Genomic DNA, 14,630 nt, shown 5'->3' on the forward strand with positions numbered 1-14,630 from the left:
CCACCAATTTATGTAAATACTTTTGAAAATGCAATATGATTTCTTTCCGAAGTCTAAAAACAAGTCAGTTTTTTACCCAATAAAAAAGGGACCTTTTGGCCCCATTTTTACTTTTTATTAAAGGTTATACCATCACCATATACTCGATCATAGATTACCCAATCCCAAATATCATTTGAATGATTTTCAAGTACCCAATCATACCATGAATGTTCAATCTGACCGTTTGTTAGAACTTTCATTAGAAGGGGGGCAATTTCGTAGGATTCTAATTTAAGATTTCCTTTTTCTAAAAATGGCTTCGAATAGTTTCTAATCTTGTCCATTGTACTTTTGTCATTACTCCAAATCCACATCGGTGTTTCATTATACCAATCTTCTCCTTCACTCTTCTCCACTGGTGCTCCCCAATGCTCGTATGTTGCCTTTTTATCACCAAATGTTGGACGATGATCACCATAAAAAAGGACGATGGTTGGATTCTTACGTTTTTTTATTTCTTGCCATACTGAAACAAGAGAATTGCCGCTTTTATAGATACCACTTGCATAACTCTCCACTTTTCCTTTTAACTCCTCATCCATAGGTACTCCACTAACTCTCATGTTTTCTTCAGGAAAATGACCTTTACGCCAATCAAAATGATTTTGCATTGTCACAAAAAATACAAATTGACTCCCTTTTTTATTAATTAGAGATAATGCTTTTTTCGAGCTACACTCGTCTGATAAATAGGAACCAAATTTTTGGCAAGAAGATAAATCTGCTTCTGACAAGAACTGATTAAATCCTATATTAGGATATACTTCTTTTCGTTTGAAAAATGATGTTTTAAATGGATGAAGGGCTATTGTATCCATACCAAAGTTTCTAACATCTCGAATGAAACTAGGTGAAAGTCTATTCCCCATTTTACCTTCTTGGTATGGTGTGCGATCTTCGAATTTACGTTTTAATTTTAGACTAGTTAATACTTCAAACTCCTCGTTAGCCGTCCGTCCTCCAAATGTATTACTAATTAGAGTTCCATGAATACCTTCATTTATAGAGCGAAGAGGTGCATTTGGATCAGTGTTCCATTTTAATTTCATGTCATCTAGAATACTGTATGCCTCACTTTGAATCACTAAAATATCTGGTAATTGTTTAGGTTTAGAAAGTGGTTTTAAAGAATTGATTTCTTTAATGACCTCATTTTTTACTTTATTAGATACTTTAGGTTCTTCACGTTTGCTATTTACATAAGTTACTAAAAATGCTGGATACATACCATATCTTTCAACACTAGTCTCGTAATTCCAAGGTATATATTTTACATTTGAGTTTTTTACAAAATAAGCATAGCCTTCTTTTGAACCAAATGTAAAAAAGACCCCAAGTAATACGATTAGTAAAAAACGTAGACTATTTTTCCTTGCAGTAGCATTTCTCCATTTTTTATAGGCAAAGAAAGTTCCTAAAAAAAGAAATGTTATGATTCCAATTAGCCCTCCCCATTTAAGAAGAAATGGGAGCTTAGAAAATTGTAAAAAGACGATTGGGTCACGCAGGAAAAATAAATCACTTGGATGAAACGGCTCTCCAGTATATTTTATTTTCTCTGATAATGCATATGAAAAAACCCCAATTGATCCTACAATCGTAATTAAAATCCACCAAACATTAAAGCCTAGTACAGAAAGTCCAATTACTAGTATTGAAACAACAACTGACACAATCATAAAGTTCCACTTAAAAAAATCCGTGATAATCCAATTCTGATAAAGATTTACATTGTTCTTCCACAAATAATTATGAGACCAAATAACAAGTAAATAGCTACAGACCAATCCGATTAGAATTGGTCCTAGCAAATTAAAACTCTTTTTAATCATGAAGAATCTACCCTTTACAAAATTATTATCATTAACTTTGTTTATTTTTTCACATTAATTTCTCATTCGGTAATGCTTCATCAAGTTTGTTGAATTGTTGAATTAATTTCTCCGTAACTAATGATTCAAACACTTTAGTAGCACCTTCAATATCGCCAATTTCAGATTTGTATTTTGTTTCAAATCTACTGAGAACACTGCCTTCTTCAAAAATTCCCCATATATTATTCCCACTACCTTTGTAATCGCTCAACTTAGAAGGTAAGTATGGATTAATATTTTTATAATCCTTCGTAAATGCATCATTAACAATTAGACAATCGAATTTTGTTGTAAAATTTAAAAACTCTAAAAAGTTAACGTATGGATTTACTTTTACATGTTTTTCAATTATTTCTCCCGATAGTTCATTAGCAAGCGATTTTGGATCTGAAGTGAATACATGAAGTTTAATTTTATCTCTTAAATCAGGTTTCGTTAATTTAAGTCCCTCAATTATTTCATTTAATTTCCTCGTTTGATAAAACGTTCCGAAGTACCCTAGGTTTACCTTGTTTTCATCAATTCTATATTTACTTGCTTTAACGTGATAATATTGCTTCGGTAATGTCGGTTGATTACAAATTCTAGCTTTATTTAAAATTACTTCTTTCATTTCTTTCAATGGGAACATTTCAGACATATATTTCAATTGATTTTCATTTGTAAAAACAATTTCATCTGCAAATGCATAAGCAATATATTCACACCAAAAAAACATATTGTTATTTAATGCTAGTGGGAAGTTTTTTTTCTTTAAAAGTGCATTTACTTTTTTATAAAACCCTAAATCAATAATTGCTGACTTCCGTTCATTTCCATGAATATCTAATAGGATCGGATCAGAGAATTCTGCAACCCATTTTGCCTTTGGATTTTTTAATTTATACTCAAACGCTAAAAAGTGTGAAGCAGGCCATAGTGCTCGGCTATAAATTTTATGGTATGTACCATTTCTTTTTTCTTTCAATTTAATTTCCTTAAGGGATTTTTTAATAAAGTCTTTCATTGATTTCCACTGTTTAAAGCTACTAGTAGATGATATTTCCATCCGATTATTTATAAAACCATCCACCATTGCATTTTGTCGATAATCAGTTTCCCTTACCTTCGACATATTATTATAAATTACGTCTACCACTTCATTATTTTCGATAATACGTTTAGCCATTACTGTACCACTTGTATCAACATATGGTGGAAAACAATAAGAAATAATTAAAGAACGCGTCTCTCCATTGTATAGCTTAAAATAAGGGAAATAGACGAAACTGTGTTTATTTACTTCTTCAATTACTGTTTCTCTCAATTCATTGCTATTGTTAATATACCTGTCTATAAAGCCATATTGAGCATGTATTTTTCCTTTAATGAATTGTTGGATTGTAGGACTATTCGTTTCTCCTAGTAAAACATCAAGATGTTTCATGACTTCCAAACGTTCTTTTACATTAAACTCAAATGAATTTTTACGTCTAGAAACTGAATTATCTCTTAAAACTCGATAATAAATTGCCTGCTCTTCTAATGGAACAATCTTTAAATGAAAATGATGTAAAGCAAACAATTTAGTAAAAAACACTACATCTTCTCCACTTTTTAATCCGAGTTCGTAGCGTTGGGTTTTTACTTTCTTTGTTGGTATCAATTTACAAGCATTCATTGTTAAAACACTATTTAAATCAGTATAAGTATAAATTTTAGCATCTAACGCTATTTTAATTTGGGAATTAACAGGATTATTAGGATTACTATTACCTTCTAGATCTACGTCCACAACTTGTGAAATGACAACAGATTCTTCATCAGCATGATTGAATAGTTTTTCAAGAAAGTTAGGTGAAATATAATCATCGTCATCCAAGAATGTAATGTATTTTTTTGATGCTTGTTGAATTCCCAAATTTCTTGCAGCTGAAACACTAGCTTCTTCTGAATGAAGAATGTTGAAATGATTAATATCATGTTCCTTAATGAAATTGATCAATATCTCTTCGGTTAGATCTTTTTCTCCATTGATAATAAAGATCACTTCAAAATATTTTGGTGATAAAGTTTGATTTTTTAGTGATTCAATACATTTTTTTATCACTTTTTCACCTTTGTATGTTGGGATGATTACACTAATACCGTTTATTAATTTTTTAAAATGATATTTTGAAAATATTAAGTCTTCCGGGATTTCCTTATTCATTCGTTGGTAAATTTCGATCTTTATTCTTTCAATTTCTTCTAGTCTTTGCTGAATTTCAAACTTGTTCAAAACCTACTCACCAACCTCTTATCTTTCTAAAAAGCCATCTTTTAGCTTTCCAATAAAACTGAATTAATCTGCCAAGCTTTGAGTGCATTACTTTTCGATACCGTTCTTCCATTATTTGAATTTCATTCTCTAGCTTTTCAATATACTTTATATTTTTATAATGCAACTCTAACGCTGTTTCTTCATTAATTAATAAGGTTAAGAATTGTTCATAAAACTGAGACTCTATGTCCAAATTATTTAAATTAGATTTAAACTTGTTTAATTTTATAAACCAACTAGGTATTTCTAATTCATTCTCAATTGTTTCTGCATTTAATGAATGAGTTCTTGGATCGATTGTCATCTTTGATGAGTCCTTCCTAATAGCTTGAATACTTAATAATATGCCCTAAAAAAGCAGTTTTTTTTCATAAAATGATGAATTAGTAATGATTTCTTAAGATAAAAAAAAGACAATCACCTTATCGGTAAATTGTCTTTTGAAACATTTACTATATTGAAATTAGAATTGGATTTGATTATCCCTTTTAAATTTGCGAGTTACATCTTCATATACTCCTGAACCAAACAACACACCTATTAAAATTAAAATAAATCCGACTACTTGAGTTAAAACAATTTTTTCACCTAAAAATAATACCGCACCAATAAGTGAAAAGAATGGATTTAAATTTAAAAATATAGCCGCCTCTGTTGTGCCAACCTTTCCAAGAGCAAAATTATATAGCATATGCCCCATAGCTGTTGCAACAACTGCTGATGCAAAAAATACCGCCCAAATCCCTACTGAATGATGCACCATACTAGCCATTCCACCTGGTTCAAGTATTTGGCTAATTCCGAATAAAATAATCGAACCCATTACTAGCATATATCCAGTCATTAATCTTGGATCTAATGTTTTCGAAACTTTTTTTATTAAAACAAAGCTTGATGCTTGAGCTAAGATTGCTAAAAACACATAAAAATCTCCATGCGAAACACCATGAAAACCTCCACCGCTCTGGAAAACAATAAAAGCAACACCTGCAAAACCAAATAAAACGCCTAAAATTCTTACAAAGTTCATTACACTTCCTAAAAAGAAAACCGACAATAAGGCTGTTAAAAGCGGCCCCATTCCAAGAATTAGGCCCCCGTTTGATGCTGAAGTTTGAGATAGACCGATAGATAAAAAATAATGATGTGCAACTACATTCAATAGCATCGCAAAAAATACATACCCGAACTCTCTCTTAGTAAGCAAACGAACTTTTTTTATTAAAAATAAAATAATAAAAACACTTACTCCAGCAGTGAAAACACGGATAGCTGTCATCGTAACTGGCATAAAGTTCTCTACTAGAACTTTTGTTGCAATTACATTAAATCCCCATACCACCATAATACAAAATAAAATGATATAAATTTGTTGCTTCTTCAACTTCCCCACTTCTTTCTACTGGCCTAAATATAAAAAGAGGGAAAGTTCCCCTCTTAAATTAATTTTAGAAAACTTTTAATTTACTTTTTCTAATATAGTAAATTTTTAAGATTTATTCAAAGTGTATGCTCAGATTCACTAAAAATATGTTCCTCGTTTTACTTAAAAATAAATACTACCCTAGAAAAAGGTAGTATTTGTACTATAAAAAATATAAGAATACAATCATGTACCACAGAAAGTCTGATAAGGACGATCCGGATCAGGAGGTAGTGTACAATAATTTATCTGTTCTATCGATTCAATAAAAGGATTAGAAAGTGCTTTAAGCAATTTCTCCATCACGGTATAATCTCCGTTCTCTACCGCTGCTTCTAAAGCTTCTTCTACGCGATGATTTCTTGGGATTACGGTCGGATTGTTGTCTCGCATTAATTGAAGAGAAGCTTCTTTTGATTCTGATTGTCTACTCAACCTCTCCTGCCACAGCTTCTCCCATTGTTTATATTCAGATGAAGTAAACAATGGTAGTTCATCTTGATTACCATATGATAATGCTCTAAATGTATTCGTATAGTCTGCTTTATACTTTTCCATTATTTCAAGTAACTCATCAATTAATGACTTATCCTGTTCTTCTTCATTAAATATTCCTAATTTTTTCCTCATGCCTGTAATCCAATTATCAACATAAATAATAGGGTATTCTGAAATTGCATTCTGAGCTATTTCTAAAGCTTTTTCCTGATCATCATGCAATAAAGGTAATAATGTTTCAGCAAATCGGGCAAGATTCCAGCCAGCCATTTTTGGTTGATTTCCATATGCATAACGACCGCGGAGATCAATTGAGCTAAATACAGTTGCTGGATCGTACGCATCCATGAATGCACATGGACCATAGTCAATTGTTTCACCACTTATTGTCATATTGTCAGTGTTCATTACACCATGTATAAAACCAACTAATTGCCATTTGATAATTAGGGAAGCTTGGCGCTTAATGACCCCTTGGAGTAATGAAAGATATCGATTTGGATCATTTAGGTCAATTTCCGAATAATGCCTTTTGATTGTATAATCAGCAAGTTCTTGAAGTTCATTCACACTACCCCATCTTGAAACATACTGAAACGTACCAACACGAATATGACTAGCAGCAATTCGGGTCATAACTGCCCCAGGTAATCGAGTTTCACGCTGGATTTGTTCACCTGTCGTTACAACAGCAAGACTTCGTGTTGTTGGTATCTTTAGTGCATGCATCGCCTCACTAATAATGTATTCGCGAAGCATCGGGCCAAGTGCTGCACGACCATCTCCACCTCGTGAATAAGGTGTTCTACCTGAACCTTTAAGTTGTACATCAAATCGCTCGTTTTTTGGAGTGATCTGTTCACCTAGTAATAATGCTCTTCCATCCCCTAGCATATTAAAGTGTGCAAACTGATGCCCTGCATATGCTTGGGCAAGTGGCAATCCACCCTCTGGCACTTGATTCCCGGCAAAAACATTTACACTTTCTTCGCTTTGAAGTGATTGAACATCTAGACCAAGTGATAAGGCCACTGGTTTATTTAGAACAACCAATTTCGGTGAACTTACCGGATTTAAGTCTTGAGTAGCAAAAAAGAATTCCGGTAATTTTGAATAACTATTATCAAAATTCCATCCTGCATCATTTTTTACATTTCTCTGAGTCATCTTATCCCCCTTTTCCACTTTTTTCTTTTTTTTTATTTACTCTCTACATATAACAAAAAAACCATAGATTTACTATGATTTTATTTTCACAATCCATTCCTCTGGTTAGTGTCTACCCACAACTTCAATATATTCTAACATTGAATGAAAAAGGCATATCTTCATTTAGTTCATTTAACAAAAATAACGACTACTCTACAGCAGCCGTTACTAGTATCGTATCCCGTGTAGTCGTCCGGTTCAAACTTTTTCAATTTTAAAATTCCTGTTTATCAACAATTTCTCTATCCTGGACACTACTTGATGTATTTATGATAAGTTTAGTATAAACCTTATCACAAAGCTTGATAACACAATAGCCAAGCAATCCTCCAGAGGTATTTAGAATTAGATCATCCACATCAAAAATCCCTAGAGAAAAAACAACCTGTAAGCTTTCTATGCATAAACTAAAACTCAAAGAACTAACTAATACGCTTATGAATGACATCCCTCTATTTTTAGATAATAGAACAAGAAACATTCCAAATGGGATGAATGCTACGATATTCCCAACTAAATTACTAAAATCAGGCCAAGATGATAGACTCTGAATATTAATGAATATCGTTTTAAATGGGACAAGATTTCCCATTTTCAATTCGTTTATGAGATTAGCAGGATTCCCGAGATTATTCCGAAGTTGATACAAAAGAAAGGATAGATCTCTCCAGCGGAATTTAAATAGAATGACTTTAATTAATGCATACATATAAAAGACAAATAGTGCTGAAACAAAAATTTTGTTCATTAATTTGATTATTTTCATTCTGCTAAGCTATCCTCCTTAGTATTTGTTGAGCTGTTAACCGTCACAATCACACCATCCATATTGTTGCCTGATATTTCATAACGAAGATTGGTAGGCACATGAATGGTCGTATTTTTAGTAACAGGGTAATAAGATATTTCGTATTTTTCGCCATTAATATTAGTAGAAATAGACTTTTGTTTTTTTAAGAAATCCAAATACTCTTCTAAAGTAAAATTCTTTTCCTCCATAATCACACTATGCGGCAATCCAACGTAGCGAATATGCCAAGGTTCATATTGAATGCCTGTAATTGCCGTTTTATCCTTTGGATAGCGTATGATAAAGCCATATTTCCAAGCATTATTTTCTAGCCACTTACCTTCAAGTGCCTCATTCATTTTCATTTTGGTAGATCCTACATCAAGTGATAAACCCAAATTATGTTCACTACGGCCTGCAGGCAAGGCATAGTCTGATCCCATTTCTTGATAAAGTGCATTTTGCTCATCAAAGTCTCGAAAGCCACTATTAATTGTAAAATGACGAACTCCTTCTTTTCTAGCATCAACGATCATCTTCGAAAATTTACGGGCAACATCCTCTGACAATTCAATTTTCGTATCAAGCAATTCGTATCCCTTTTTCAATTCTTTGTGAGTGAATAAGTTTACAACATCTGATTTTATACTTTCCTTGTGCACAGGATATTTTTTGTTTATTAAGACTAAGTTTCCTTTATAGACCTGTTCTTTTGTAATGGCCTTCGTTTGGAAATTTTCTGAAATCTCACTGTTATCTAACTGTGCATTGTTAATTTTTTTATATGTTTGAATCTCTACTTGATCTTGAAGCGACGTTTCTTTATTAACGAATGTAAAAATCAGGCAAATTACTAAAGCAACTAAAAATCCCCACTTCTTCATTTTCACGTTCCTCCTAATACTGATTAATTCTAGAATAGGAAAAACTTTTTAAATAAAAAGTGGGGTAAACTTTAAATTTTTCTTAAATTCTTTATGAAACATTTAAACTTGGGCAATTGGGATAGTTTCCTGCGGTAATCGAACTTCAAATACAGTCCGGATTATACTACTTTCGGCCGTAATTGTTCCATTATGTTGCTCCACAATATTCTTTGCAATGAATAAACCAAGACCTGTGCTATCTTCTTGAAGAGTTCGTGCTTTGTCACCGGTATAAAACATATCAAAAAGATATGGAAGTTCCTCCGGAGGAATACAATCCCCATAATTAACAACCTGAACAATCACTTCTTGCCCATCAACAAACCCGTTAATATCTACAAACTGACCATCATATCCATATCGATTTGCGTTGGTTAAAAGATTCTCAAACACACGAGCTAACATCTCTCCATCACCCAAAATAGGTAAATTGGGCAAAAGATTCATTCGAGCGCTCAAATTATTTTTCTCGAAGACAGGGTACAATTCTTCTTTTAGTTGAAAAAGTAAATCACTTAAATTAATTTGCCTTTTTACAAGAGGTAACATGCCATAGTTCATTCTAGTTATTTCGAATAACTCATCAATCAGTTTTTCTAAACGCTGAGATTTAGTAAAGGCAATGGTTAAAAAATGTTTGACTTGTTCCTTAGTTAGCTTCTCATCCTTAAGGATTAAATCTAAATAACCTAACACAGAAGTTAGTGGAGTACGCAAATCATGTGCCAAATTTACAACTAATTGTTCTTTACTGTTTTCTGAAAAATCGCCTCTTTGTACTGCCTCTTCTAATTTTTCACTTGCTAGATTAATTGCTTGAGCAATATCTTCGAACTCATCATTTGACTGGATCGAAACCCGATGTTGAAAGTTGCCACGTGCAAGATTATGAATTCCGTTTGATATTTCATTAAAATAAGTTGAATAGGGCTTAGTGAGTAAATAGAAAAACAATATCGAAAGTGGGATAAATAGAAATAGAAAGAAGTTAACGTCTCCGATACTCTGTATGAATCGACGAAGCTGGGCCAAGGGATCACCATAACGAACCATCGTGTGATAATAAAGCTGTAATCCTTTAAAAATTATGTAAGTTATAATACCAGCCAGAGTCATACTTAAAGCAAATAATACGATGATTTTGGAGCGAAAACTGCGTATTATTTTATCCATTAAATGAATACCCCACTCCCCAAACCGTTTTGATTAGCTTATTTTTTCGCTTATCTTCGCCGAGTTTTTTCCGCAAGGTGCGAATATGTACCATTACCGTATTACCACCTTCAAAGTATGCATCACCCCAAACCTGCTGAAAAATATTTTCTACACTAAAAACTTTCTTTGGATGACTGGCTAATAAATACAAAATATCAAACTCTTTCGGTGTTAGCTCGATGTTTTCACCATAATGCAAAACTGTCCGTTGATCAGGAGAAATCATTATTTCACCAAATTCCAAGAGAACTTTATGATCATCTACTTTCGGTTGGTTTAACTTCATAAAGCGCCGCAATTGAGCATTCACACGTGCAACCAATTCAATGGGGGTAAATGGTTTCGTTATATAATCGTCTGCTCCAATAACTAGTCCTTGTACTTTATCGAAATCAGATGTTTTAGCACTCAAAAAAATTATTGGCATATTATGCCGCTCGCGAATGAGCCGAGTTACTTCATATCCATCCATTTTTGGCATCATTATATCCAATATCAACAAATCAATTGACCCGGTCTCGACGACATGAACAGCCTCTTGTCCATCCGAAACTTTAATAACTTGATACCCTTCTTTTTCTAAATGTAAGGCGATCAGATCAGCAATCTCCTGTTCATCATCCGCTATTAAAATAGATATAGGCTTCATCTTATTCTCCTCCTATTTATCGTTACATCCAGTGGATGATTATCCTATTAAATATACTAGCTTTAGTTCTCCAATAAACTTTAGACTCTGTATTATTTTCTATTATTTCCTCTTATTCTTCAAGAATATGGTCCATTTTGGAATAAGGCAACTTTTTCAAAATTCTTAAAGTCATAAAAAAATACCCCTTTAGATCTTCACATCTAAAGAGGTATTTCTTCACTTACTTTTATATTCCACACTTCAACTGTACTTGGCAATTATCACAAGTATTACAACCACCATGTTCAACTACAGTACCAGCTAGGCAGATTGGACAAGTGTCTCCGTTTTCTACACCTACGTTACCTGTTTTAACTTGAGCAGTTTCATCAGTATCGTTTGTCGTTGCATCATTTCTATTTTCAATTGTTTCTAGTTCTACATTTGTAAAATCATTTTCTTCATTCGTAAGCGATAATACTTGGGCGTCACGTGAACCATCTACATAAACAGTTCCGCCTTTTGCTCCACCTTTGTGTAATCTTTCATACACTTTTGCTACTTGTTCAACAGAATAACCTTTAGGAGCATTAACTGTTTTACTAATTGAAGAATCAATCCATCTTTGGATAATACATTGTACATCAGCATGCGCCTCTGGAGAAAGGTCCATTGTTCCGACAAATTGTTCAGGAAGATGTTCAATCATCTCATAAACATTTTCTTCAGTTACTTCATATCCATTTGCTTCTAACCATTCTAGTGCGATATCAGCTACAACTGGAATGAATTTACCTAAACGTCCTGAACGGAAGTATACGAAGTTAAAATAAGGCTCAAGTCCAGTGCTGACATTCATCATCGTTCCTGTGCTTCCTGTAGGAGCAATTGTTAATAAGTGTGAATTACGAATGCCACTTTCTAAAACAGCTTCACGAATTTCTTCAGGCATTTTCTTCATATATCCCGAGTTAATAAATCGTTCGCGTCCATCTTCAAAAGTCGATAAGAATGGGAATTCTCCCTTTTCTTCCGCTAATTCAATTGAAGTTTTATAAGCAGTAGTTGCAATCACTTCAAAAATTTGATCAACTAGTTTGTTGCCAGCTTCCGATCCATATACTAGCCCACAACGGATTAGTAAATCATGTAACCCCATCACACCTAATCCGATACGACGTTCACCTTTTGCTTGCTTCGTATTCTCTTCTAGGAAATACGGCGTTGCATCGATTACGTTATCTTGCATTCGCGTTCCGATTTGAACAGTTCGCTTTAATTTTTCCCAGTTAACTTTACCATTTTCCGTCATTTCGGCTAAGTTAACAGCTGCTAAATTACAAACAGAGAATGGCGCAAGTGGTTGCTCTCCACAAGGGTTTGTTGCAACTACTTTTTGACCATAAGATACAGCGTTTGTCATTTTGTTTGCATTATCTAAGAAGAAGATGCCTGGTTCAGCAGAATAAGTTGCACAAACATTGATTAAATCCCAAAGTTCTTTTGCTTTTATTGTGTGGTAAGTTCGTACACCATATCCACGTGCAGCCCATTCACGTACATCTCCACATTCCTGCCATTCTTGATCATAAATTAAACGCATTTCATCGTCATAGTTTTCTAAATCAGGGAATTGAAGCTTGTATTCTCCATCATTTTCAACTGCTTCCATAAAATCATCAGTTAAACACACAGATATATTTGCACCAGTTAAAAACTCAGGGTTGTGAACTGAATACTTACCACCGTCATTAAGCAGTTCTTTTGCCTGTTCTATTTCAGGTGTATTTAATTTCCCTTCAATTGTTGCAATATGAATTAAAGCTTCATAAGCTGCTTTTTCAGTTGCACTAATTGGTTCGAACTTTAATTTACGCTCTACTTCTTCACGAATTAATTTCGATTTTGTTGTTTGCGCAATATAGCGTAAAACCTTTGGATTTTGGTTCTTTGATACGATGAACTCTACAATATCAGGATGGTTGACGTTCATCATAATCATTTGCGCACCACGTCTTGAACCACCTTGAATAACTAAATTTGTCAATTCAGATAAATCATGTAACCAAGAAACTGATCCACTTGAGCGTCCATTCACACTATAAACAATTGCATCGCGAGGACGTAAAGTTGATCCGTTTGTTCCAACGCCACCACCACGTGACATAATTTCCATTACCTTCTTACGGTGTTCACCAATCCCATCACGAGAATCGTGAATATGAGGCATTACATAACAGTTAAAGAATGTTGTTGAAGCTCCTGTACCGGCACCAGCCAAAACACGTCCCGCTGGTACAAAAGTTTTGTTAGCTAAAATTTCATAAAACATCTCTTTTACTTCGGAGAATTTTTCTGGAGTTTCTGCAGATGCAAGCCCACGTGCAACACGGTCTGCAATTTGTTCGTAGAAGATTTCAAGTGGTTTGTCTACTTTATTAAATGCAACTGTAATGAGTGCTCCGTCTTCAAACTGAGAATCTAATTGAACAGTTACTTCTTCCTGACTATTGTCAATAGCAATTACTTCACCATAACCACGACGAGGAAACTTTGGATCATCCTTATATGTTAGTACAACTAGGTCACCTACACCTAATGTAACAAGCTTAATATCTTTAAATGCGTATCGATCTAACATAACCGTTCTAGATACACCTTTAAATGTTGTTTTATGCATCTTTGGATTAATAGGTGTAATCATTGGAAAATGCATTATGTCTTGATTTAATTTCTGTATATTCGCAGGTAATTCAGCATCAATTATTGTATTTATCATCACCTGTTCCTCCTCGCAAAAGATTATATCGATTTTACCATATATCGATATATAGGTGTTCTCTTTCTTTTTAACACCCATATGTAGTATTTATCCCGTCTCAACAAGATATAAATATACCGACTTAAGAAGTAAAAGTCAATGTAAACGACTGAAATAAACTTATTTAAATTTGCGCTATTTCCTACAAATTTCATTGACAAATATAAATTTTTAGTACGGGATGTTTAAAAACAACTACAAGAATTCCTTATACATAAATATCCTTCAATGAAAAGTTTGTTCATATAATTTTTTTATTTAAGTATGCTAATTTCTTTATTAAATAGTGTACAATTTATAGATATTAAAGAATGGAGAAATCACATGGTAACTTGTAATGAAACAAGAGTCATTAGAACAAATTTAGTTCTTCCCAATGATGTAAATAGTCATAACACTTTATTTGGTGGAAAATTAATGAATGACTTAGATATTATCGGAAGTATTTCAGCAATGAAATTCTGCCGATCTTCAATCGTAACTGCTTCAACTGATTCAGTTGACTTTCTTCACCCGATCACGATGAAAGATTCGGTTGCATTCGAAAGTTATGTAACTTGGACTGGTACCTCATCGTTTGAAGTATTCGTTAAAGTAACTGCAGAAAACTTAAAAACGGGTGAAGAGAAAATCGCAGCAACTGCCTTTTTAACTTTTGTTGCCTTGGATCAAGATGGAAATTTAGTTAAAGTTCCACAAATTTTTCCCGAAACCGAGGAAGAAAAATTCTTATATCAAGGCGGAGAAGAACGCGCTAAAATCCGTAAAAATAGAAGACTTAAAAGCAAGGAATTAGCAGACTTTTTTTACAAAAAATAAAAAATGGGACGACCAATGTCGTTCCCATTTTAGTTTGTCTACAAACTACATTAAATTTGATTTTCAGACTGATTGCAAGC

Annotated in this window: 11 protein-coding genes; 1 reads left to right on the forward strand and 10 read right to left on the reverse strand. The window is 33.4% G+C overall.

From position 1 onward, the window contains the following. Positions 1–107: 107 nt before the first annotated feature. The 10 genes from COJ46_RS00515 to COJ46_RS00560 form a co-directional block, all read right to left on the reverse strand. Positions 108–1,874: an LTA synthase family protein gene (locus COJ46_RS00515; protein ID WP_097978229.1), complete on the reverse strand. Its 1,767-nt coding sequence runs from the start codon at positions 1,872–1,874 to the stop codon at positions 108–110. A gap of 49 nt (positions 1,875–1,923) precedes the next feature. After that, positions 1,924–4,176 carry a glycosyltransferase gene (locus tag COJ46_RS00520; protein ID WP_097978228.1) on the reverse strand — a complete coding sequence of 751 codons (2,253 nt, stop codon included), beginning with the start codon at positions 4,174–4,176 and terminating at the stop codon, positions 1,924–1,926. Between the two features lie 7 nt (positions 4,177–4,183). Then, positions 4,184–4,522 carry a hypothetical protein gene (locus COJ46_RS00525; protein ID WP_097978227.1) on the reverse strand — a complete coding sequence of 113 codons (339 nt, stop codon included), beginning with the start codon at positions 4,520–4,522 and terminating at the stop codon, positions 4,184–4,186. Positions 4,523–4,681: 159 nt separating this feature from the next. Then, entirely contained in the window at positions 4,682–5,602 is a 921-nt protein-coding gene (locus COJ46_RS00530) for a DMT family transporter (RefSeq protein ID WP_097978226.1), read from the reverse strand. A 225-nt stretch (positions 5,603–5,827) separates the two neighbouring features. Continuing rightward, positions 5,828–7,306, reverse strand: coding sequence for a protein adenylyltransferase SelO (locus COJ46_RS00535; protein WP_097978225.1), 1,479 nt, complete (start codon positions 7,304–7,306; stop codon positions 5,828–5,830). A gap of 256 nt (positions 7,307–7,562) precedes the next feature. Further along, positions 7,563–8,114 (reverse strand): VanZ family protein, encoded by a 552-nt coding sequence (locus COJ46_RS00540; protein WP_098565589.1) that lies wholly within the window; start codon positions 8,112–8,114, stop codon positions 7,563–7,565. Then, entirely contained in the window at positions 8,111–9,022 is a 912-nt protein-coding gene (gene vanY / locus COJ46_RS00545) for a VanY-A/VanY-F/VanY-M family D-Ala-D-Ala carboxypeptidase (RefSeq protein WP_098565590.1), read from the reverse strand. Before vanY ends, COJ46_RS00540 begins: the two co-directional genes overlap by 4 nt. Positions 9,023–9,124: 102 nt before the next feature. Continuing rightward, positions 9,125–10,237: a HAMP domain-containing sensor histidine kinase gene (locus COJ46_RS00550; protein WP_098565591.1), complete on the reverse strand. Its 1,113-nt coding sequence runs from the start codon at positions 10,235–10,237 to the stop codon at positions 9,125–9,127. Continuing rightward, on the reverse strand, positions 10,230–10,928 hold the full coding sequence (vanR, locus tag COJ46_RS00555; protein ID WP_097978221.1) for a vancomycin resistance response regulator transcription factor, VanR-F/VanR-M family: 699 nt from the start codon (positions 10,926–10,928) through the stop codon (positions 10,230–10,232). Before vanR ends, COJ46_RS00550 begins: the two co-directional genes overlap by 8 nt. Before the next feature lie 229 nt (positions 10,929–11,157). Next, complete coding sequence (locus tag COJ46_RS00560) at positions 11,158–13,689, reverse strand: vitamin B12-dependent ribonucleotide reductase (RefSeq protein ID WP_097978220.1); 2,532 nt, start codon at positions 13,687–13,689, stop codon at positions 11,158–11,160. 366 nt (positions 13,690–14,055) lie between these two features. Between COJ46_RS00560 and COJ46_RS00565 the strand changes: the two genes are divergently transcribed. Then, a complete protein-coding gene (locus COJ46_RS00565) occupies positions 14,056–14,550 on the forward strand; it encodes an acyl-CoA thioesterase (RefSeq protein ID WP_098565592.1) in 495 nt (164 codons plus the stop codon). The last annotated feature ends 80 nt before the right edge of the window (positions 14,551–14,630 follow it).

The sequence above is a fragment of the Bacillus sp. AFS077874 genome (assembly GCF_002566505.1).
Classification (GTDB): domain Bacteria; phylum Bacillota; class Bacilli; order Bacillales; family Bacillaceae_G; genus Gottfriedia.

What these genes read in the sequence shown, in the direction of transcription:
- COJ46_RS00540 (WP_098565589.1), bottom strand. Translation starts at nt 8,114, where the DNA reads ATGAAAATAATCAAATTAATGAACAAAATTTTTGTTTCAGCACTATTT.
- COJ46_RS00515 (WP_097978229.1), bottom strand. Translation starts at nt 1,874, where the DNA reads ATGATTAAAAAGAGTTTTAATTTGCTAGGACCAATTCTAATCGGATTG.
- COJ46_RS00535 (WP_097978225.1), bottom strand. Translation starts at nt 7,306, where the DNA reads ATGACTCAGAGAAATGTAAAAAATGATGCAGGATGGAATTTTGATAAT.
- COJ46_RS00565 (WP_098565592.1), top strand. Translation starts at nt 14,056, where the DNA reads ATGGTAACTTGTAATGAAACAAGAGTCATTAGAACAAATTTAGTTCTT.
- vanY (WP_098565590.1), bottom strand. Translation starts at nt 9,022, where the DNA reads ATGAAGAAGTGGGGATTTTTAGTTGCTTTAGTAATTTGCCTGATTTTT.
- COJ46_RS00550 (WP_098565591.1), bottom strand. Translation starts at nt 10,237, where the DNA reads ATGGATAAAATAATACGCAGTTTTCGCTCCAAAATCATCGTATTATTT.
- COJ46_RS00525 (WP_097978227.1), bottom strand. Translation starts at nt 4,522, where the DNA reads ATGACAATCGATCCAAGAACTCATTCATTAAATGCAGAAACAATTGAG.
- vanR (WP_097978221.1), bottom strand. Translation starts at nt 10,928, where the DNA reads ATGAAGCCTATATCTATTTTAATAGCGGATGATGAACAGGAGATTGCT.
- COJ46_RS00560 (WP_097978220.1), bottom strand. Translation starts at nt 13,689, where the DNA reads ATGATAAATACAATAATTGATGCTGAATTACCTGCGAATATACAGAAA.